At 64.7% G+C, this 20,678-nt stretch carries 12 protein-coding genes; 11 read left to right on the forward strand and 1 reads right to left on the reverse strand.

The window, feature by feature from the left end; translation table 11 throughout:
* Position 1 precedes the first annotated feature (1 nt).
* The 11 genes from tssM to BLT03_RS17320 all read left to right on the forward strand — a co-directional run bounded on the left by tssM (position 2) and on the right by BLT03_RS17320 (position 16,475).
* Positions 2-3,631, forward strand: coding sequence for a type VI secretion system membrane subunit TssM (tssM, locus tag BLT03_RS17270; protein ID WP_092745000.1), 3,630 nt, complete (start codon positions 2-4; stop codon positions 3,629-3,631).
* On the forward strand, positions 3,613-4,329 hold the full coding sequence (gene tagF, locus BLT03_RS17275; protein WP_092745001.1) for a type VI secretion system-associated protein TagF: 717 nt from the start codon (positions 3,613-3,615) through the stop codon (positions 4,327-4,329). Before tssM ends, tagF begins: the two co-directional genes overlap by 19 nt.
* Positions 4,330-4,407: 78 nt before the next feature.
* Positions 4,408-5,421, forward strand: coding sequence for a type VI secretion system protein TssA (gene tssA, locus BLT03_RS17280; RefSeq protein WP_092745002.1), 1,014 nt, complete (start codon positions 4,408-4,410; stop codon positions 5,419-5,421).
* Positions 5,422-5,736: 315 nt separating this feature from the next.
* Positions 5,737-6,282 carry a type VI secretion system contractile sheath small subunit gene (gene tssB, locus BLT03_RS17285; RefSeq protein ID WP_092745003.1) on the forward strand — a complete coding sequence of 182 codons (546 nt, stop codon included), beginning with the start codon at positions 5,737-5,739 and terminating at the stop codon, positions 6,280-6,282.
* Between the two features lie 18 nt (positions 6,283-6,300).
* A complete protein-coding gene (gene tssC / locus BLT03_RS17290; RefSeq protein WP_092745004.1) occupies positions 6,301-7,797 on the forward strand; it encodes a type VI secretion system contractile sheath large subunit in 1,497 nt (498 codons plus the stop codon).
* Between the two features lie 195 nt (positions 7,798-7,992).
* The gene (locus BLT03_RS17295) at positions 7,993-8,772 is read left to right on the forward strand and encodes a type VI secretion system accessory protein TagJ (RefSeq protein WP_245711439.1); all 780 of its coding nucleotides are present in this window, start codon (positions 7,993-7,995) and stop codon (positions 8,770-8,772) included.
* 20 nt (positions 8,773-8,792) lie between these two features.
* Positions 8,793-9,317, forward strand: a complete 525-nt coding sequence (gene tssE / locus BLT03_RS17300; RefSeq protein ID WP_092745005.1) for a type VI secretion system baseplate subunit TssE — start codon at positions 8,793-8,795, stop codon at positions 9,315-9,317.
* 66 nt (positions 9,318-9,383) lie between these two features.
* Positions 9,384-11,258, forward strand: a complete 1,875-nt coding sequence (gene tssF / locus BLT03_RS17305; protein WP_092745006.1) for a type VI secretion system baseplate subunit TssF — start codon at positions 9,384-9,386, stop codon at positions 11,256-11,258.
* Positions 11,255-12,385, forward strand: coding sequence for a type VI secretion system baseplate subunit TssG (gene tssG, locus BLT03_RS17310; RefSeq protein ID WP_092745093.1), 1,131 nt, complete (start codon positions 11,255-11,257; stop codon positions 12,383-12,385). The genes tssF and tssG overlap by 4 nt, the downstream gene beginning before the upstream one ends.
* 38 nt (positions 12,386-12,423) lie before the next feature.
* Entirely contained in the window at positions 12,424-15,204 is a 2,781-nt protein-coding gene (tssH, locus tag BLT03_RS17315) for a type VI secretion system ATPase TssH (protein WP_092745007.1), read from the forward strand.
* A 518-nt stretch (positions 15,205-15,722) separates the two neighbouring features.
* Positions 15,723-16,475 carry a DUF2325 domain-containing protein gene (locus BLT03_RS17320; protein WP_092745094.1) on the forward strand — a complete coding sequence of 251 codons (753 nt, stop codon included), beginning with the start codon at positions 15,723-15,725 and terminating at the stop codon, positions 16,473-16,475.
* A gap of 377 nt (positions 16,476-16,852) precedes the next feature.
* Here BLT03_RS17320 and putA read toward each other — a convergent pair whose 3' ends face one another.
* Positions 16,853-20,614, reverse strand: a complete 3,762-nt coding sequence (putA, locus tag BLT03_RS17325) for a trifunctional transcriptional regulator/proline dehydrogenase/L-glutamate gamma-semialdehyde dehydrogenase (protein ID WP_092745008.1) — start codon at positions 20,612-20,614, stop codon at positions 16,853-16,855.
* Positions 20,615-20,678: the final 64 nt, after the last annotated feature.

The following is a 20,678-nucleotide window of genomic DNA, read 5'->3' on the forward strand; positions in this document are numbered from 1 at the left end:
CATGTTCCGCAAGATATTCGATTTCCTGTTCAACAGGTTCACGCTGGTCCTGCTGGGGCTGGTGCTTTTGAGCTTGGTAATCTGGTTCATCGGACCGCTGATCTACATCAAGCCTTATCAGCCGCTGGAAAGCCCTCAGGTGCGTGGCTGGCTGATCTTCGCGATTTTCGCCTTCTGGTTCCTGAAGCTGATGGTTCAGTGGTGGCGCGCCAAGCAGATGAACGCCCGGCTGCTGACCCAGCTGGCGCGATTCGGCACGAGCGACCGGCCGGCTGAAAAAGCCGGCCCCGGGGAGGAAGAAGTCGCCGAACTCGAAACCCGTTTCAAGGAAGCCATCGGCGTCCTGAGCAAGACCCGCTTCGGCCAGACGGAGCAAGGCTGGTTCGGCCGTCTGAATCGCCGCTACATCTACCAGTTGCCGTGGTACCTCATCATCGGCTCGCCGGGGTCGGGCAAGACCACGGCATTGGTCAATTCCGGCCTGGATTTTCCGCTGGAGGCGCAGTTTGGCAAGGCGTCGATCCGGGGCGTTGGCGGCACGCGCAATTGCGATTGGTGGTTTACCGATCAGGCCGTGTTGCTGGACACTGCCGGCCGTTACACCACGCAGGAAAGCGACGAAACGCAAGACAAGGCCGCCTGGGGCGGATTCCTGTCGCTGCTCCGCAGGTTCCGCGGGCGGCAGCCCGTCAATGGCGTGATCGTCACTCTGAGCGTGCAGGAGTTGCTGAGCAGCACCGATGCAGAGCGTGACCGCTTGGCACGATTGATCGGCATGCGCCTGGGTGAGCTGTGTGAAGAACTCGCCATCAAATTCCCGGTTTACGTGTTGGTCACCAAGACCGATTTGCTGGCCGGGTTCAACGAATTCTTCGGCAACATGAATCGCGAGGAGCGCTCGCAGGTTTGGGGCTTCACCAGCCCCTACAACGAAGGCGGAGTGCAGGAAGAGCCGGCAGCCCGGTTCCGGGCTGAATTCGACGAGTTGGCCGGACAGATCAACCGCCTGCTGCCCCAGCGCTTGCTGAGCGAGCCCGACCTCGCACGACGCGGCCTGATCTATGGCCTGCCGCAGCAGTTCGTGGGGCTGCGCGATGTGGTGCAGGAAACCCTGTCCGTCATCTTCGCCTCATCGCGCTTCAAGGAAAAGCCGCTGTTCCGTGGCGTGTATTTCACCAGCGGTACGCAGGAAGGAATGCCCTTCGACCGCGTGCTCTCGGCGCTTTCGCGGCGCTTTGCGGTGCCGTCGCCTGCCGGCGCCTCGGTGGGAGCAGGCAAGACCGGAAAGAGCTATTTCATTGAAACGCTGCTCAAGGGCGTCATGTTCAATGAGGCCGGCCTGACGGGGCGCAACGCCAAAAAAGAGCGTCAACTGCGCATCGCCCAGGCCGGAGGGTTGCTCGCGCTGGTGTTGGCATTGGTCGGGGTGACCCTGGGCTGGGCGATCAGCCACGATAACAACGTGGCGTACATCGGCGAAGTGAAAGACCGGGTGCCCGCGCTCAAGCAGGCCGTGAACGACGCGCGCGATGCGGATCCCGAAGACATGGTGAGCCTGCTGCCGCTGCTGAACAACGCAGAGTCGCTGGCGATCAGCCAGCGTTACGAAGGCGACTCCGCTCCCTTGAGCTGGCGCCAGGGCCTGCTGCAGGTGCCCAAGGTGCAGACGGCGGCGGATGCCACTTACATGCGATTGTTGGAAGACGCCTGGCTGCCACGCCTGTCCCGGCATTTGCGCCGATCGCTGCAGCAGACCTCCACCAGCAATCCCGAAGCGAGCTTTGAGGCGCTGAAGGTTTATCTGATGCTGTATGAGCCCGAGCGCTTTAACGCCAAGGCGATTCGCGCGTGGATGGTGAACGATTGGGAGACTTCCCTTCCACCCGGCCTGGTGCAGTCCGGCGTCGTCAACCAACTGGCCCACCATCTGGACAACTTGATGGAAGACCGCGCCCTGGTTGCGCCGGTGCCCATGGACCAGCAACTGGTGGCCGAGGTACGCCAGCGGCTCGCCCAGATGTCGCCTGCACAGCGGGCCTACAGCCGCGTCAAGCAATTGCTGTTGACCGGAAATTCCCTGCCACCCGAATTCACGGTGGTTCGTGCCAGCGGCCCGGAAGCACCGCAAGTCTTCTCGCGCCGGAGCGGTCGCCCGCTGACGCAGGGCATTTCCGGCCTGTTCACCTACGACGGGTATTACGGCGCTTTTGCGCAGGAACTGCCCAAAGTGACCGCATTGCTTTCTCAGGAGGAAAGCTGGGTGCTGGGCAAGGCCGACGGGCGCCGAAGCACTGCCAACGAGGTGTTGACCGGCCAGTTGGCGCTGGAGGTCAAGCGGCTGTACCTCATGGAATACGCAAAGCTGTGGGAAGACTTCCTGGCCGATGTCCGACCCGTGCGAATCGCCTCCCTCGACCAAGCCGGCGAGCAAGCACGGCTGTATTCGGCGGCCAACTCCAGCCTTGAGCAATTCATTCGTGCGGTCGCCAAGGAAACCACCCTGGGCCAGCGCCCCTCAGCAGGCTCTGGCACCAGCAGCTGGCTGGGCGAAAAGATCAACCGCATCAAGGAAGAGCAGGAGCAACTGAGCCAGTTGACGGGCAAGCAGGTCAATGTGGCGGGGCTCACCTCCAGCGGAACGCTGGAAGCGGATCTGGTCGACTTCCGCTTCCGCGAGTACCGGCGGCTGGCGACGTCCAACGGCTCGGGTCCTTCGCCGATGACTGCAAGCCTTCAAGTGCTCAACGAGGCAGCCGCGGTCATCGCATCCGCGCGGCAGCAGGTCAGCGGGGGGGGCTCGGTACCTCCTTCGCTGTCGGCCACGCTGGAGCGTGTGCGCACCGAGGCCAAGCGGGTTCCTCCACCGCTCAACGTCATGTACGAAGACCTGGCAGGTGCTACGTCGGCTTTCGTGGGGCGCGATGTGCGGGCCGCCGTGGGTGGCAACCTCAATGCAACGATCGGAGCGTTCTGCCGGCGCGCCATCCTGGGCCGGTATCCGTTCACGCGCAGCGCAAGCCGTGACGTGACGACGGATGACTTCGCGCGCCTCTTCTCCGTCGGCGGCACGATGGACGAGTTCTTCCGGACCACCTTGCAGCCCATGGTGGACATCTCCACCAACCCTTGGAGTTTCAAGCAGGGGGTGGATGGATCGCCGGTGGGTGGATCCGCAGCGTTGGCATCGTTCCAGCGCGCCGCCGTCATCCGGGACGTCTATTTCCGCGCAGGGGGCAAGGCGCCTTCCATCCGGCTGGACATCAAGCCATTGGAGATGGACGCTGCCATCACGCAAATGGTGCTCGATGTGGATGGCGAGGTCTTGCGCTACCAGCACGGACCTCAGATTCCCAAGTCGGTGAATTGGCCGGGGGCCCGTGGCACAGGTCAGGTCCGGCTCCAGCTGACGGGCGCCGGCTCCGAAAACACAGGCATGGTGACCGAAGGGCCCTGGGCTCTGCACCGGTTCTTCGATCGGGCCCAGATATTGCCGGGCAATGCGCCAGAGCGCTTCATCGCAGCCTTCAATGTGGAAGGCCGCCGTCTACGGTTTGAAGTTACCACCGGCAGCGTGCTGAATCCTTTCCGTCTCAAAGCCATGGAGGAGTTCGAGTGTCCTGGCAACCTCTGAGTCAAGCATCGCCGCAGTTGGAGTCCCGCATTGCCTGGTTCGGAAAGCTGCCAGGGCAGGGGGATTTCGTAGGTCGCAGAATGCCGCGTGCTGTCGGGGACGAGTGGGATGCCTGGCTGAGCCGGGGCCTGGATCAGTTGCGTGCCAAAGGGTCCGGCCAGTGGGAGCCTGGGTTCATCCAGTCGCCGCTGTGGTTCTTCGTTGCCAGCCTCGGCGGAAAAGCGCTGCCTTTTTGTGGGGTGCTCGCACCGAGTGCGGATCGCATCGGCCGCTGCTACCCCATTACCGCGTTGGCCATCGCTTCGGATCGCGCCTGCTCTCTCGCGCCGGACCCCATGCTCGAGCGGTTCTTTGCGGGCACCCGTGAGGCCATCGTGGATGCCCGGCGGCTGGCATGGCCGGCGGAAGAGCTGGATGCAAAGCTGTCATCGCTGCCGTGGCCATTCAACGCCGATATTGCGCCGGCAGCGGCAGCGCCATCCATGGCGGGCATTCTTGCGGATCTCGGGTTGAGCCCATCGCAAGGTGTTGGCGGGACCGGTGGCAGGCCGTGGGGGGCTGGCCGCGACGTACTGCGGTCGAAGCAGGCCCGCAGCGTCTGGTGGTCCGACTCGCCGGGCGGCAGCGAAATGCTGGAGCACAACGGTCCCTTTGACGACCATCTGTTCTCCCGGCTTTTCAAGAAAATTGCTGCTTGAGGAATGCTGGTTTCTTTTGTCCCTTCGTCCTTCCTTTAACGAGCAAGCGCACCTTTCATGTGCGCCGACGGGTATTGAATGATTGATCTTGACGCTCTGCTGGTACCGACCGGCGATACCCCACCGTGCGGCGAAGACCTGACGTACGACGCCGAGTTTCTCGCCCTTGAAAACGCGGCCAGTGGCAAGCCCGAACAACAGTTCGGCGAAACCGTGATCCCGGCCGAACCGCCGGATTGGCGCGAGGTCGAAAAACGGTCCATCGCTCTCCTGTCGCGTACCAAGGACATTCGGGTCGTGGCAAAGCTCTCGCAGGCACTCACGAATACGCAAGGCGTGCAGGGGCTGTCTCAGGGGGTTCAGCTGATGGCGGCCATGTTCAACCGGTACTGGGATGAGCTTCACCCCTTGCCGGAGGACGGCGACCATTTCATGCGGATGAACGCCGTTGCCTCGTTGAACGATGTGACCGGCCAATTGCGTGATTTGAGGCAGCAGGACTTTCTGCGGTCTGCGGCGGGCTCCATCAACGTTCGAGATGCGGAAGCCCTGGCACGCGGCACGGCGGCCGACGGCGCCATCAAGATGTCGATCGACCAGTTGCGCGGCGTAGTCGCCGACGCCTGGCGGCAAGGCAACGAGTCCTTGCGCGCCTGGGTCGTCGCCACCGACGCATTCCAGTCCATGCAAACGGTTTTCAAGGACCGTCTGGATGCGAGCCAGCGGCCTGACCTGGATCAGATCCGCGGTTTGCTGACCGTACTCCGGGACCTGATTCCAAAAGATGCCGATGCCAACGCCGATTTGGTGTCGGTGGGCGACGCCGAAAACACCGCCGTTGTGGGCGATGCCTCTGCGCCTGCCGCTCAAACCCAAACCGGGTTTGCGTTGCGGTCGCGGGCCGATGCCGTGGCAAGGCTGATGGACATCGCGGAGTTTCTCGAAAAGACCGAGCCGACCAACCCGGCTCCCTTGCTGATTCGCCGGGCGGTCCGATTGATGGGGCTGGACTTTCTGGACATTCTTCGAGAGTTGTCTCCAGACAGCGTGGCGCAAGTGGAAAATATTACCGGTGTGAAGAGCCCGCTTTGAAAACGTTTTGTAGCATTTGATAGCGGGGCCATGGGGATACTGGCGGGACGGAACTCGGCCAAGATACGACCTTGAATCTGAAGTTCCTCAAACGCTCAAATGCTCGCATTTATAGGCGTCTGCTATGGGAGTGGCGACGTCGGCGCGAATAATGGGTTGGAGGGATGGAGCCAATGCAGAGCATCTTGAAGAAGCAGTGCTCCACTTTGTTGTGAATTTGTAAGTTGGTGTTTTGCGAAGCCGTTGTAATGGCGAAGTCTTCACAGGACCCTACGCTCACGTTTTAATAAATCCTAGGAAAAGAGAAGTTACATCATGACACTGAGCAAAACGGGTAAGAGTGGTCAGAAATTCATTGCTCGCAATCGCGCGCCACGGGTTCAGATCGAATACGACGTCGAAATCTACGGCTCAGAGAAGAAGGTGCAGATTCCCTTCGTCATGGGTGTCATGGCCGACCTTTCCGGCAAGCCCGTGGAAGCGCTGCCGGAAATTGCAGACCGTAAATTCCTCGAAATCGACATCGATAACTTCGATGCGCGCATGAAGTCCATCAAGCCCCGCGTGTCGTTCAATGTGCCCAATACATTGACGGGCGATGGCCGCCTGCACATCGAACTCACGTTCGACAGCATGGAAGACTTCTCGCCTGCCGCCATTGCCCGCAAGGTCGGCGCGCTTAATTCCATGCTGGAAGCCCGCACGCAATTGCACAACCTGCTGTCGTACATGGACGGCAAGCAAGGGGCTGAAGAACTGATCAGCAAGGTCTTGAAGGACCCTGCGTTGCTCAAGTCGCTGGCCGCCATGCCCAAGCCTGCAGATACCACCGCCGCCGAGCCATCGACGGACGTCAAATAAGCGAGGAGTGACCTGACCATGAACGCACGTCAAATGGAAGCGGCACCAGCCGCTCAGACGCTCGAAGGCAATGAATTCGCTTCATTGCTGCAAAAAGAATTCAAGCCCAAGACCGATCAGGCCCGTGAAGCCGTCGAAGCTGCGGTGCAGACCCTGGCGCAGCAGGCCCTCGCTGCATCGGCCACGCTGTCCGACGATGCCTACCAGACGGTGCAGGCCATCATTGCGGAGATCGACCGCAAGCTGTCCGAACAAGTCAACCAGATCATTCACCACAGCGAGTTCCAGCAACTGGAAGGCGCCTGGCGCGGATTGCACCACTTGGTCCACAACACCGAAGTGGACGAAATGCTCAAGATCCGAGTGATGAACATCTCGAAGAAAGAGCTGCATCGCAACATGCGCCGCTACAAGGGCGTGGGCTGGGACCAAAGCCCCATCTTCAAGAAGGTGTACGAAGAAGAATATGGCCAGTTCGGTGGCGAGCCCTTCGGCTGCCTGGTTGGCGACTACCACTTCGATCACAGCCCGACCGATGTCGAACTGCTGGGTGAGTTGGCCAAGGTGTCCGCCGCGGCCCACTGCCCGTTCATCGCCGGCGCATCGCCTTCGATGATGCAGATGGAGTCCTGGCAAGAGCTGGCCAATCCCCGCGACTTGACCAAGATCTTCACCAACACCGAGTACGCCGCCTGGCGCAGCCTGCGCGAGTCCGACGATTCGAAGTACATCGGCCTGGCCATGCCCCGCTTCCTGGCGCGGCTGCCCTACGGTGCGAAGACCAATCCGGTCGATGAGTTCGACTTCGAAGAAGAAACCGCCAGCGGCGACCACAGCAAGTACTGCTGGGCCAATTCGGCGTATGCCATGGCGGTGAACATCAACCGCTCGTTCAAGTACTACGGCTGGTGCACCTCCATCCGCGGCGTGGAGTCCGGCGGGGCGGTGGACAACCTGCCGGCGCATACTTTCCCGACGGACGATGGCGGCGTGGACATGAAGTGCCCCACCGAAATCGCCATCAGCGACCGCCGCGAAGCCGAGCTGGCCAAGAACGGTTTCATGCCGCTGGTGCACCGCAAGAACTCCGACGTGGCGGCCTTCATCGGCGCGCAGTCGTTGAACAAGCCTGCCGAGTACTACGATGCCGACGCCACGGCCAACGCCAACCTGTCGGCGCGTCTGCCCTACATGTTCGCTTGCTGCCGCTTCGCGCATTACCTCAAGTGCATCGTGCGCGACAAGATCGGCTCGTTCAAGGAGCGTTCCGACATGGAGCTCTGGCTGAACGACTGGATCATGAACTACGTCGATGGCGACCCAGCCAACTCGTCGCAGGAAACCAAGGCACGCAAGCCCCTGGCTGCTGCCGAAGTGCAGGTTGAAGAAGTCGAGGGCAACCCTGGCTACTACACCTCCAAGTTCTTCCTGCGCCCGCACTACCAACTCGAAGGCCTGACGGTTTCGCTGCGTCTGGTGTCCAAGCTGCCTTCCGTCAAGCAAGCCGGCAATTGAGCGTTCGTGCGCCGGGAGGAGGGGCTTTTTTGCCATGCCTCCCGGTCGCTCCTTCGCTGACTTAATTAGCGGGTGCCGCCAGCCTGGCGCCAATCCGTAGTGCGGTGTGGCGCCGCTCGAGCGCTGCAATCATCTCTGATGGAGCCATCGGCGGCACCCGCCTTCATGCTCCATCGTTCAAGGCCGATCCGTCCCATGATCTTCGACTCCAAGCTTCCGCTGGACACGCAACTGAGTTCTTTGAAGGATGCCATTCGCAAAGACCCGGCGGATGCATCCCTGCGCGTCTTCTACTTCCAGATGCTGGTGCTGTTCGGTGAATGGCAAAAGGCACTCGACCAGCTCCAGATCTGCGCCCAACTGGACAGCAAGACGGCCCCCATGGCCAAGGCCTACCGGGAGGTGATTCTTTGCGAGGTCGCCCGGCGCGACGTGTTCGCCGGCAAGCGCACTCCGCAGGTGCTGGGCGATCCCTCCGCCTGGCTGGGCTGGATGGTCGAGGCGCTGAAGTGCGCGGCAGATGGCCAGCATGACAAGGCCGCCGAACTGCGCAGCAGCGCTTTCGAAGAAGCGCCTGGCTCCCCCGGCGAACTGGACGGCAGCGCCTTCGAATGGCTGGCGGACTCGGACGCACGGCTCGGTCCGGTGTGCGAGCTGTACGCCAACGGGGGCTACTACTGGGTTCCTTTCACGGCGATCCAGCAGATCAATTTCGAAAAACCTCAGGACCTGCGGGACCTGGCTTGGTCGGCTTGCGAAATCACGCTGGTCAACGGCGGGCAGATGCTCGGTTTCATTCCTACCCGGTATCCCGGTTCGGAAAGCTCTGCATCCGATGGCGTGCGGCTGTCGCGCACGACCGAATGGACCGAACTGGGCCAGGATCAGGTGTCCGGCCTCGGTCAGCGCGTCTGGATTTCCGACCAGGCAGACCATGCGCTGCTGGACGTCCGCCGCATCCAGTTCTCGGCCTGATTCGAGGCAGTTCCGTCCCCATGGCAACCACGCGGCCCAACGACAATTTCGGTAATGGAAAAGACCGGCTTCAGCCGGCCTTGCTCGACCGCCTGACGGACCACGAGCCCACCAAGCGCACCGAGCGTGCCGACGCCGTCTATGTCACCGAGGCCCGCCTGCGCCAGGCCCTGTTGCGCGACCTGAACTGGTTGCTCAATGCCTCGGACGCGACCTCGCACATCGATTTCGAGGGCCTGCCCGAAGCCGAGCGGTCGGTCCTCAATTATGGAATGACGCCTCTGGCGGGGCAGTTGCTGTCCGAGCTGGACTGGAAGGACATCGAGAAAGCCATTCTCCGGTCCATCCTCGCCCATGAGCCGCGCATTCTCCGCGACACGCTGGTGGTCGCCCTCGCGCCGTCCAGCAAATTGTTCAGCCACCACAACACCCTGCAGTTCGAAATCCGCTGCCAGTTCTGGTCGGCTCCCTATCCGCTGGAGCTGCTGCTCAAGACCAGTCTGGACCTGGAAACGGGGCAGGTGGTCGTCTCTGATTTACGGTGAAGTGATCCAGTCCATGCATCTTTGCGCAATCCGGCCGGGTGATGACGTCGTGAAGGGCCACGCCCGATGAACCCGCGCCTGGTCGAGTACTACAACCGCGAACTCAGTTACCTGCGGGAGCTGGGCGCCGAGTTCGCAGCCGCCTTCCCCAAGGTGGCGGGCCGCCTGTCGATCCGCGAACTGGAAGTGGCCGACCCCTACGTGGAGCGGTTGCTCGAAGGGTTCAGCTTCCTGACCGCCCGCATCCAGATGAAGATGGACGCGGAGTTTCCGCGCCTGTCGCAGCGCATTCTGGAGATGGTCTGCCCACACTATCTGGCCCCCACGCCTTCCATGGTGGTGGTGCAGATGGAGCCGAGCGCCAGCGAAGGCAGCCTGGCCGACGGCTACACGCTGCCGGTGGGCAGCGTGCTGAGGGCGCGCAAGACCGCCGAAGAGCAGACGCCATGCGACTTTCGCACCGGACACGAGCTCACGCTCTGGCCCATCGACCTGACCCATGCGCGGCTGGGCGGTCCTCCGCTCGACCTGCCGCTGTCTCGGCTGCGTTTGCCCGAAGAGCCCGCCGGGCACCTGCGCATCGATCTTTCGACCCGCGGCGCACTCCGGTTCTGCGATCTGCGCATGGACCGGCTGGATGTGCACATTTCAGCGGGCGATGCGGTGGCGTCGCACCTGCAGGAGCTGATCCACGAGTCACTGATCGGCATCGTCGTCCACGATGCGCAAGACCCCTCGCGCGTCTGGGCGCATCTGCCACCCGAGGCGCTGCAGGCCGAAGGCTATGAGCAGTCGCAAGCGCTGCTGCCGTACTCGCACCGCAGCTTCCAGGGACACCGGTTGCTCCACGAGTATTTCGCGTTTCCGGCGCGGTTCCGTTTCTTTTCGGTGCGCGATCTGCGCGCGGCTTTTGCCAAAGCCGAGACGAAGAATGTGGCCATCACCTTGCTGCTGCGCCGCGCCCAGCCGAGCCTGGAAGCGCAGGTCGATCGACACAAGTTCTTGCTGCACTGCGTGCCCGCCATCAACCTGTTCGAACGCCCGGCCGATCGCATTCACGTGGCGCCGAATGTCAACGAATACCACGTGGTGCCCGACCGCACCCGCCCGCGCGACTTCGAGGTCTACAGCGTTCTGGGCGTGACGGGGCATCGGGAAGGGCAGCTCAACGATCGTGAGTTCGTGCCGCTGTTTTCGTCGATTCACGGCATCCGCTCCAGCGACCAGGCCTACTTCGCGGCGCGCCGGGAGCCCCGGCTTTTCTCGGAGCATGCGGCGCGTTTCGGTCCCCGCACCCAGTACCTGGGCAGCGAGGTCTTCATTTCGCTGGTCGATCAGCGGGAGGCTCCGTTCTCGGACGACCTCAAGCAGTTGAGCGTGCGCACGCTGTGCACCAACCGCGATCTGCCCTTGCTGATGGGCGGGCGCAGCAACGAGGGCGACTTCACCACCGTGGAGTCGGTGCCGGTAGACCGCGTCCGCACGGTGGCGGGGCCCACGCGGCCCACGTCCAGCGTGGCCGAGAACGAAATCACCTGGCGCCTCATCTCGCACCTGTCGCTGAACTACCTGGCCATGACGGACCTGTCGGAAGAAGAGGGCGCGGCGACGCTGCGCGATCTGCTTCGCCTGTACCTCGACCTGGGCGACAAGGATTTGTCGGGCCAGGTGTCGAGCATCAAAGGACTGGGCATTTCAGCCATCACCCGCAGGCTGCCGCAGCACGGTCAACTCGTCTATGGCCGCGGCGTGGGCGTGTCGGTCGGCGTGGACGAAAGCTCCCTGGCCGGCGTGAGCCCCTGGCCGCTGATGGCGGTGCTGGAACGGTTCTTTGCCCGGCACGTGGGGGTGAACAGCTACACCGAACTGGCGCTCGATTCGCGCCAGCGGGGCCGGATTGCGCAATGGCGGGTGCGGCCTGGCCAAAGGCCCTGCACATGAGCCAGTTGCCGACGCTCGGCGGGGGCGAAGGCCGCGATGCACGCAGGCCGCAGGCAGCCGACAGCGCCGGGGTTGCCGACTTTTGGCAAAAGCTGAAAGCCAACCCGCACGAGTTCGACCTGTTCTTCACGCTGCGGCTGTTGCAGGCGCGCCAGCCCGGATTTCCCCGTTTCGGCAAGGCGCTGCGGCCCCAGGCTGAGTCCCTGCGGCTCGGGCAGGACCCGTCGCTGGCGTTTGCGCCGGCGACCTTGGCCGAAGTGTTGCCGGCCACGGCGGGGCAGCCCGAACGGCTCATGGTGTGGAACTTCGGGCTCTACGGGCCCAACGGGCCGATGCCCACGCACTTGACGGAATACGTGCGCGAGCGGCTGCGGCAGTACGACGACCCGACGCTCGCACGCTTTTCGGACATCTTTCACCACCGGCTGCTGCTGCTGTTTTTTCGCGCCTGGTCGGACCCGCAGCCCACCACGTCGCTGGACCGCGCGGGCGACGACCCGTTCGGGCGCCACGTGCGCAGCCTGGTCGGACTGGGCGAGCCGACCCAACTGGCCCGCGATGCGGTGCCCGACCACGCCAAGCAATACATGGCGGGACACCTGACCCGATGGACGCGCAACCCCGAAGGCCTGATGGCCGCGATCCGCGTCTACTTCGGCATACCGGTGGAGCTGATCGAATACACCCTGCATTACCTCGAACTGGAGCCGCGCCAGCAGACGCGGCTGTCGCGCAATGCCTGCAATTCGCAACTGGGCGTGGACACCGTAGTCGGAAGCCGCGTGCCCGATGCGCAGAGCAAGTTCCGCCTGCGCATCGGCCCCCTCACGCTGGCGCAGTACGAACGGTTTTTGCCGGCGGGCGAAGACTTCCAGGCGCTGGTGGACTGGGTGCGCAACTACCTGGGCATCGAGTTCGCTTGGGACTTTGAATTGATCCTGCGCCGTGAAGACGTGCCCCCCTGCCAGCTCGGCGGTGCCACGCGGCTGGGCTGGACGACCTGGTCGCTCTCTGCGCCCGCCACGCGCGATCCCGACGATTTCCGCCTCGACCCCGAACACTGGCTGACCCTGCGCAAAGGCGCCGCCCGCCGCGCCGCTCCTTCGCCTGCCTCCGCGCACGCCTGACACATTTCCTTTTTAAAAACCTGACTGACCGAGGTCCCATGTCTGAAATTAGCCGGCAAGCCCTTTTCGGAAAACTGAATCCGCTGCTGTTCAAATCGCTGGAAAGCGCCACGGTGTTCTGCAAGCTGCGCGGCAATCCCTACGTGGAACTGGTGCACTGGCTGCACCAGTTGCTGCAAGAAACCGATTCCGACCTGGTGCGCGTGTTTCGCCATTTCGAGATCGACGCCGAGAAGCTCGCCGCCGATGTGCTGCAGAGCCTGGACCGCCTCCCGCGCGGGGCGACGTCGATCAGCGACTTTTCGGCGCAGATCGAAACCGCCATCGAACGTGGCTGGGTCTATGCCACGCTGATGTTCGGCGAGTCGCAGATCCGCAGCGCTTACTGGTTGTCCGGCATGGTGCGCACGCGCGCGCTGGCCAATGAACTGCGTGCCATCTCCAGCGAACTGGGCCGGCTCACGGAGCCGGGCCTGAGCGACGCGTTCGCGCGCCTGTTGCCCGACTCGCCGGAATCCCGCCTGGGCGCTGCGGACGGCTCCGGCCTGTCCGGCGTGCCCGGCGAAGTGAGCGGCGCCACCGGCCCGGCCGGTTCGGGCCGCGGCGAGGCGCTGCAAAAGTACACGGTCGATCTGACTGAGCGCGCGCGCCAGCAGGAGCTGGACCCCGTCACCGGGCGCGACGAAGAAGTGCGCCAGATGGTCGACATCCTGATGCGCCGCCGCCAGAACAACCCCATCCTCGTCGGCGAGGCCGGCGTGGGCAAGACGGCCGTGGTCGAAGGCCTGGCACTGCGCATCGCAGCGGGCGACGTGCCGCCGCCGCTAAAAGACGTGCAACTGCGCGTGGTTGACATCGGGCTGCTGCAGGCCGGTGCGAGCATGAAGGGAGAGTTCGAGAACCGCCTGCGGGCCTTGCTCGATGAAGTGCAGGCCAGCACTGCGCCCATCGTGCTGTTCATCGACGAAGTGCACACCCTCATCGGCGCTGGCGGACAGGCCGGCACTGGCGATGCGGCCAACCTGCTCAAGCCCGCGCTCGCCCGCGGGGTCCTGCGCACCATCGGCGCCACCACCTGGGCCGAGTACAAGAAATACATCGAGAAAGACCCGGCGCTCACGCGGCGTTTCCAATTGGTGCAGATCCACGAGCCCGACGAAGCCAAGGCGGTGCTCATGCTGCGCGGCGTGGCCGCCAAGCTCGAAGGGCACCACCGCGTGCGCATCGGTGACGACGCCGTGGCTGCGGCCGTCAGCCTGTCGCACCGCTACATTCCTTCGCGGCAGCTTCCCGACAAGGCAGTGAGCTTGCTCGATACGGCCTGCTCGCGCGTGGCGATGGGCCTGCATGCCACCCCTGCGCGGCTGGAGGCCGTGATCCGGCAACTGGAATCGCTGGCGGTGGAAAAAGACATCGTGCAGCGCGAACTGGACCTGGGCGTGGGCGAGACCGAGCGCTTCGACGAAATCCAGGCCTCCCTCGCACGCCTGGAAGCCGAGCACGAAGTGCTCAAGGCCCGCTTCGAAACCGAAAAGGGCATGGTCCAGCAGATCGTGGATGCCGAAGCCGCCGTGCTGGCCCGCCGCGTGGCAAAGGAGGCCGCAACTGCCCAGGCAACGCCCGGCGCCGTAGCTGCCCAGCCCGATGCCCCTGCGGAGGCAGGCAGTGCCGCTGCTGGCGCACCTGCATCCACCGATGCCGTCGCTGCGACCGACAGTGACACCGGTGCAGGCCCCGCCGCCGTCCAGCAACTGAGCGATCTGCGCAGCGAACTGCTGCGCATGCAGGGCGAAGACCCGCTGCTGCAACCCGTGGTGGACGCCAGCGTGGTGGCGGCCGTGGTGGCTGAGTGGACCGGCATTCCGGTCGGCCGCATGGTGCGCGACGAAGTCAAATCCGTGCTCACGCTGGCGGACACGCTGGAAAAGCGGGTGATCGGCCAGCGGCATGGCCTGGAGGCCATCACCCGCCGCATCCAGACGGCGCGCGCGCAACTCGACAACCCGGGCAAGCCGATCGGGGTGTTCCTGCTCGCGGGCCCGTCCGGTGTCGGCAAGACCGAGACCGCGCTCTCGCTGGCCGAGGCCTTGTACGGCGGCGAGCAGAACCTCATCACCATCAACATGAGCGAGTTCCAGGAGGCGCACACGGTATCGACCCTGAAGGGCGCGCCACCCGGCTACGTGGGCTACGGCGAAGGCGGCGTGCTCACCGAGGCCGTGCGCCGGCGCCCCTACAGCGTGGTGCTGCTCGACGAGATCGAAAAAGCCCACCCGGACGTGCACGAACTGTTCTTCCAGGTGTTCGACAAGGGTTGGATGGAAGACGGCGAAGGGCGCTACATCGACTTCAAGAACACGGTCATCATCCTGACCTCCAACGTCGGCTCGGAACTGATCGCCGGCATGTGCCGCGACCCCGATCTGGTGCCGCCGCCCGAAGCGCTGGCCAAAGCCGTGCGCCAGCCGCTGCTGGAAAAATTTCCCGCAGCGCTGTTGGGCCGCCTGGTGGTGGTGCCGTACTTTCCGATCTCCGATTCGATGCTGGACCAGATCATCCGCCTGCAACTGCAGCGCATCCAGACGCGGATTCTGGAGCGCCACAACGCGCAGTTCACGTTCGACGAAGTCGCGGTGCAGCTGATTCGCCAGCGCTGCAGCGAGGTGGAATCCGGCGCGCGCATGGTGGACGGCATCATCACGCAGAACCTGCTGCCGCGGCTGGCCATGCAGTTCCTGCAATCGTCCGTGGATGCGCACGTGATCCGCAAGATCGAGCTCAGCGCCTCGGACAGCGATTTCGACATCGCGTTCAGTTGAGTCGAACAAGCCCATGGGCCGATGGCCCGTGGGCGTGCGGCTTGGCACCAGCCGTGGCTCAAAACTTAGTTAGGGCAGGGCGGTGGTGCCTGCCCAAGCCTCGATGGGGGCTGCGTGAATCCCATCGGGTCAGAGATCGCGTCGAAGAAATGGCGCAGGGCCGTTGCCCGAGCGTTCACCGCTGGGCCGTTTGAAAGAAGCGCAGCGACACCACCCATCCATCCATACATACATCGCAGAAAAAAAGCCTGGCTACGCGAGCACGCCCGTTGGCTGGCAAAAAACGACCCTTCGGACGGAGTCCGGGAGTCGCCCCACGATGAAACTGTTCGGTGGCTGAGCGGGGCATCGATCGGTTCGTGAAACGAACCTCCTGAAGCCCGGTCAGCGATTGACGCCAGTGTATCATTAAATGAGAATGGTTATCAATCAAATGGCTGGCGAGACGAACCAGCCATTGCCGGCAGCACCCATCCTGGGTTTGCAAGGGCTTCGGTACCGAACAAATGGGAGCGCAGATGATCGCCACTCCGCTGGAAGATCTGATCGAGGAACACCGCGTGCTGCTGGACGGATATGGGCGAGCACAAATCCGCTGCAGCCACCTGCTGACGCTGCAGGCCGCCGAAATCGAGCGCCTGCAGGCTGAGGCCATTCGCTTGCGAGGCCGGGCCATCGTGGCGGAGACTGCGCTGGCCTTCGCGCGCGAGGCGCTTGCCGAAAACGCGGCTGCGCTGCCAGCGTCCGGGTCGATGCGGCGCCGCGCCATGGGCCGGCAAATCGAGGCGTTGGGGCAGCGCATCCAGGACCTGATGCGCGAGGTGCTGCATTGGCAATGGCGCGCGGCGCGGCCTGGTGCGCACCCACCGCTGGCGCAAGGGCCCAGCACGGGTTCTGGGGCCGATGCCGAGACGCAGTGGCCGCCCGCGAACCGAGAGGGGCAGTCGCTGGTGCGTTCCGTGGTGTGCATTGCCCAGAACGCTGCCGGCAGCCTCGTTGCGCGGCCGGTCGTCGGTAACCCCCAATCCAACTTTTTGGACCCCGAGAACGCCACGGCGTGGGCGGCCGGTGATGCCGCGCTGGAAGCCAGCCTGGTGGCCGCAGACTTCGTGATCTGCCAGACCGGCTGCGTCGGCCACGACGATTACTGGCGTGTGCAGGACCATTGCAAGCGCACGGGCAAGCCATGCGTGCTGGTCGATCAGCCCCAGGTGGTTCAGATCATGCGGGGATTGGCCCACCCGCAGGATTGGCTGGTGCCGGAGCGTTGACGCGGGCATCGGCAGACATGGCCAGCAGGTAGCGCAGTGCAATGCCGTACAGGAGTGCTTCAGCCAAAAACGGCACTGCGACGCCAGATCGTGTTTGCTATTAAAAACATAGCTATACACCGTAGAGGAATATGCGCTGGAGCCACTTTTGGCTCAAATCCTGCTCTTGCCAACGCTGTCAAGACCTGCGCTTGCCAGTGGTGGTGTCGGGCACACCGAGTCGCTCTGCAGGCGATGCCTCACCCTTGAAACGCTGCCTTCGCCGATCAAGGACCCGCCGCCGCTTACCCTTGAGGTCATGGTGGAGTGCTATTGAATAAATAGCAAACCACCCTAGTGAATCATGCGCCGGAGCCGTTTTTGACTCGTACCCTGCCTCAGGCCATCGTCATCAGGCTCGCATTGCCGCCGGCGGCTGCGGTGTTCACGCTCAGCGCCCGTTCGATCACCAGCCTTTCCAGCGGCACCGAGGTCGCGCCTTCCGGCAGCGCGGTGATGCCCACGATGGGCCCCGGCCGTTGCGCCATCTGCTGGCACAGCGCCACCAGCGTCTCCTTGCTGCCTTGGTGCAGCACGGCGTCCAGCGCCACGCTGGGGCTGCGCCAATCGTTCACCAGCGCGATGCGCGTCTGCACGCTGGCCGGCAGCCGGGCGTGCAGCGCCTGCGTTTCAGCCAGGGGCCACACCGCCGTTCCACCCACGGCCAGCACGGCGGCCAACTGCGTCAGGCGGTCGGCCTCCTGGGTCGCCAGGCACAGGGTGCGGGCGCGGGGCGCCAGCGTGTACTGGTTGCGCTCGCCGGTCGGCCCGGGCAGTGTGCAGACCAAGCCCGCCACGGCAGCATCGGCCAGTGCGGTGCAGGTGTTGGCCAGCGATGCATGGCCGGCTCCCGGCGCCCAGCCGGCCAGCGCCTGCAGCGGGCCTTGCAGCACGGCACGTGCGGCCAGGTCCGGCGCGGCCGCAGCGGTGCAGTCGATGGCCCCACGGGCCGCCTGCGCCGGGTGCTGCGAGAGCAGGCGCAGCAGGTACAGCGGCCCGCCCGCCTTGGGGCCCGTGCCCGACAGGCCCTCGCCACCGAAGGGCTGCACGCCCACGACCGCGCCGACCATGTTGCGGTTCACATAGACGTTGCCGGCATGCGCACGCCGAACGACCCGTTCCACGGTTTCGTCGATGCGCGTGTGCAGGCCTTGCGTGAGGCCGTAGCCGGTGGCGTTGATCTGGTCGAGCAGCGTATCCAGGCCGTTGCTGGCGTAGCGCACCACGTGCAGCACCGGGCCGAACACCTCGCGCTGGAGTTCGCCGATGCTGGCCAGCTCGATCAGCGTCGGCGCGACGAAGGTGCCGCGTGCGAGCACCTCGGCATCGACCGGGGGTTGGAACACGGCGCGCCCGTTGCCACGCAGCGTGGCGACGTGCTGCTCGATGCCGGAGCGCGCTTCCTCGTCGATCACCGGCCCCACATCCACCGCCAGCAGGGCAGGGTTGCCCACGGTCAATTCGGCCATGGCGCCCTTGAGCATCTCGATCACGCGGTCGGCCGCATCGGCCTGCACGCACAGCACGCGCAGGGCGGAGCAGCGCTGGCCCGCGCTGTCGAACGCCGAGGCCACCACATCGCCGACGACCTGCTCCACCAGCGCGGAGGAGTCCACGATCATCGCGTTCTGCCCGCCGGTTTCGGCGATCAGCGGAATGGGGCGGCCCTGGGCATCGAGCCGGCCAGCCACGGTGCGTTGAAGAATGCGGGCCACGTCAGTGGAGCCGGTGAACATCACACCCATCACGCGCGCATCGCCCACCAGCCGTGCACCGACCGTCTCGCCGCGCCCCGGCAGCAACTGCACCGCCCCGCGCGGAATGCCGGCCTCGTGCAGCAGGCGCACGGCTTCAGCGGCGATCAACGGGGTTTGTTCGGCGGGCTTGGCGAGCACGGTGTTGCCGGCCGCGAGCGCCGCAGCCACCTGGCCCAGAAAGATGGCGAGCGGAAAATTCCACGGGCTGATGCACACCACCGGACCGAGCGGCCGGTGCGTGGCGTTGTCGAAATGCCCATCGGTCTGCACGGCGTAGTAGCGCAGAAAATCCACGGCCTCGCGCACTTCGGAAATGGCGTTGGCGCAGGTCTTGCCGGCCTCGCGCATCAGCAGGCTCAAAAGCTGGGGCATGCCGGCTTCGAGCAGCTCGGCGGTGCGCCGCAGCGCAGCGGCCCGCGCGCCCGGCTCGGTGGCGGCCCAGGCCGGTGCGGCGCCGCAGGCGGCCTGCAGTGCGCAGTCCACGTCGGCATCGGTCGCTTCCTGCACGTGGCCCACCACGTCGGTGGGGTCCGCTGGGTTGCGCACGGCCTGAGTCGTCTCGGTCTCCGCGACCTCGCCGTCGATGAGCGGCTCGGCCTGCCAGAACTGCCGTGCTTCCGCCGCCAGGGCGCTCGACAGGCGGAACAGCACCGATTCGTTGGACAGGTCCAGCCCTGCCGAATTGGCGCGGCGCGCACCGAACAGGTCCTTGGGCAGCGGGATGCGCGGGTGGGGCAGGGCGGTGCCGCCCTCGGCTGCGGCGGTGGCATCCACCGTGGCGACCGGGTCGCTGACGAGCGATTCGAGCGGCAGCGTGGTGTCCGCCACGCGGTTCACGAACGAGGTGTTGGCGCCGTTTTCCAGCAGCCGGCGCACCAGGTAGGCCAGCAACGTCTCGTGCGTGCCCACCGGGGCGTAGATGCGGCACGGGCGGCCCAGCTTGCCGGCCGACGGCGCACCGACGACTTGCTCGTAAAGCGGCTCGCCCATGCCGTGCAGGCACTGGAACTCGTACTGCCCGGGCTGGTAGTCCGGGCCGGCCAGTTGGTAAATGGTGGCGAGCGTCTGCGCGTTGTGGGTGGCGAACTGGGGGTACACCGCGTCGGTGGCGGCCAGCAGCTTGCGTGCGCAGGCGATGTAGGAAACATCGGTGTGCGCCTTGCGCGTGTAGACCGGGTAATCGGCCAGGCCATCCAGCTGGGCGCGCTTGATTTCGCTGTCCCAGTAAGCACCCTTGACCAGGCGGATCATCAGCCGATGGCCGGTGTTGCGGGCGATATCGATCACCCAGTCGATCACGTGCGGGCAGCGCTTTTGATACGCCTGGATCACGAACCCGATGCCGTTCCAGCCCGCCAGCGACGGGGCGCGGCACAGCCGCTCCAGCAGGTCGAGCGACAGTTCCAGCCGGTCGGCCTCTTCGGCATCGATGTTCAGGCCGATGTCGTACTGGCGGGCCAGCTCCACGAGTTGCAGCACCCGCGGGTAGAGCTCGTCCATTACGCTGGCATATTGCGCGCGGCTGTAGCGGGGGTGCAGCGCCGAAAGCTTGATCGAGATGCCCGGCCCTTCGTACACGCCGCGCCCGGCGGACGCCTTGCCGATCGCATGGATCGCGTCCACATACGAGCGCAGGTAGCGCGCGGCGTCATCGGCGGTCAAGGCAGCCTCGCCCAACATGTCGTAGGAGTAGCGAAAGCCCTGCGCCTCCATCGCGCGGGCGTTGGACAGCGCCTGTTCGATCGTCTCGCCCGTGACGAACTGCTCGCCCATCATGCGCATCGCCATGTCCACGCCCTTGCGGATCAGTGGCTCGCCGCCTTTGGCAGTCAGGCGCCGCAGTGCCGAGGTCAGGCCCCGCTCGCTGTGCGTGGCCACGAGCTTGCCGGTAAGCAGCAGCCCCCACGTGGCGGCGTTGACGAACAGCGACGGGCTTTTGCCGAGGTGGGGCTCCCAGTCGCCGGAGCGGATCTTGTCGCGGATCAGCGCGTCGCGCGTGGGAGCGTCTGGAATGCGCAGCAATGCCTCGGCCAGGCACATGAGCGCCACCCCTTCCTGGGAAGACAGGGCAAACTCCTGCAGCAGCCCCTGCACGATGCCGGCGCGTCCGCCAGCGCTCTTGCGGTTGCGAAGCGTGTCCGCCAACCGCAAGGCCAGTGTCTGAATGCCGCCGGACACACCGGCTGGCAGCCGTGCCAGATCCAGCAGCGGTGCAAGGGCCTCAGGCTCGGGCTGCCGGTACGCAGCGGTGATCGCATGGCGCAGTGGGTGGATGTCTTGAGCACGGGGCGCAAAAGAGGCTGCGTTCGTTGCGGGAGCGGCAGAGTCGGCGGTGAGGGACATGGCGGTTTAAAAAGACCAGCGGCGCTGGAGATATAACTATCATGCAATTGATTAATCTGAATTT

The organism is Paracidovorax valerianellae, from assembly GCF_900102625.1.
Taxonomy (GTDB): domain Bacteria; phylum Pseudomonadota; class Gammaproteobacteria; order Burkholderiales; family Burkholderiaceae_C; genus Paracidovorax; species Paracidovorax valerianellae.

Excerpts from the sequence above, each read along its gene's own strand:
- tssM (WP_092745000.1), top strand. The coding sequence starts at position 2 with ATGTTCCGCAAGATATTCGATTTCCTGTTCAACAGGTTCACGCTGGTC.
- tssA (WP_092745002.1), top strand. The coding sequence starts at position 4,408 with ATGATTGATCTTGACGCTCTGCTGGTACCGACCGGCGATACCCCACCG.
- tssB (WP_092745003.1), top strand. The coding sequence starts at position 5,737 with ATGACACTGAGCAAAACGGGTAAGAGTGGTCAGAAATTCATTGCTCGC.
- tssC (WP_092745004.1), top strand. The coding sequence starts at position 6,301 with ATGAACGCACGTCAAATGGAAGCGGCACCAGCCGCTCAGACGCTCGAA.
- BLT03_RS17295 (WP_245711439.1), top strand. The coding sequence starts at position 7,993 with ATGATCTTCGACTCCAAGCTTCCGCTGGACACGCAACTGAGTTCTTTG.
- tssE (WP_092745005.1), top strand. The coding sequence starts at position 8,793 with ATGGCAACCACGCGGCCCAACGACAATTTCGGTAATGGAAAAGACCGG.
- tssF (WP_092745006.1), top strand. The coding sequence starts at position 9,384 with ATGAACCCGCGCCTGGTCGAGTACTACAACCGCGAACTCAGTTACCTG.
- tssG (WP_092745093.1), top strand. The coding sequence starts at position 11,255 with ATGAGCCAGTTGCCGACGCTCGGCGGGGGCGAAGGCCGCGATGCACGC.
- tssH (WP_092745007.1), top strand. The coding sequence starts at position 12,424 with ATGTCTGAAATTAGCCGGCAAGCCCTTTTCGGAAAACTGAATCCGCTG.
- BLT03_RS17320 (WP_092745094.1), top strand. The coding sequence starts at position 15,723 with ATGATCGCCACTCCGCTGGAAGATCTGATCGAGGAACACCGCGTGCTG.
- putA (WP_092745008.1), bottom strand. The coding sequence starts at position 20,614 with ATGTCCCTCACCGCCGACTCTGCCGCTCCCGCAACGAACGCAGCCTCT.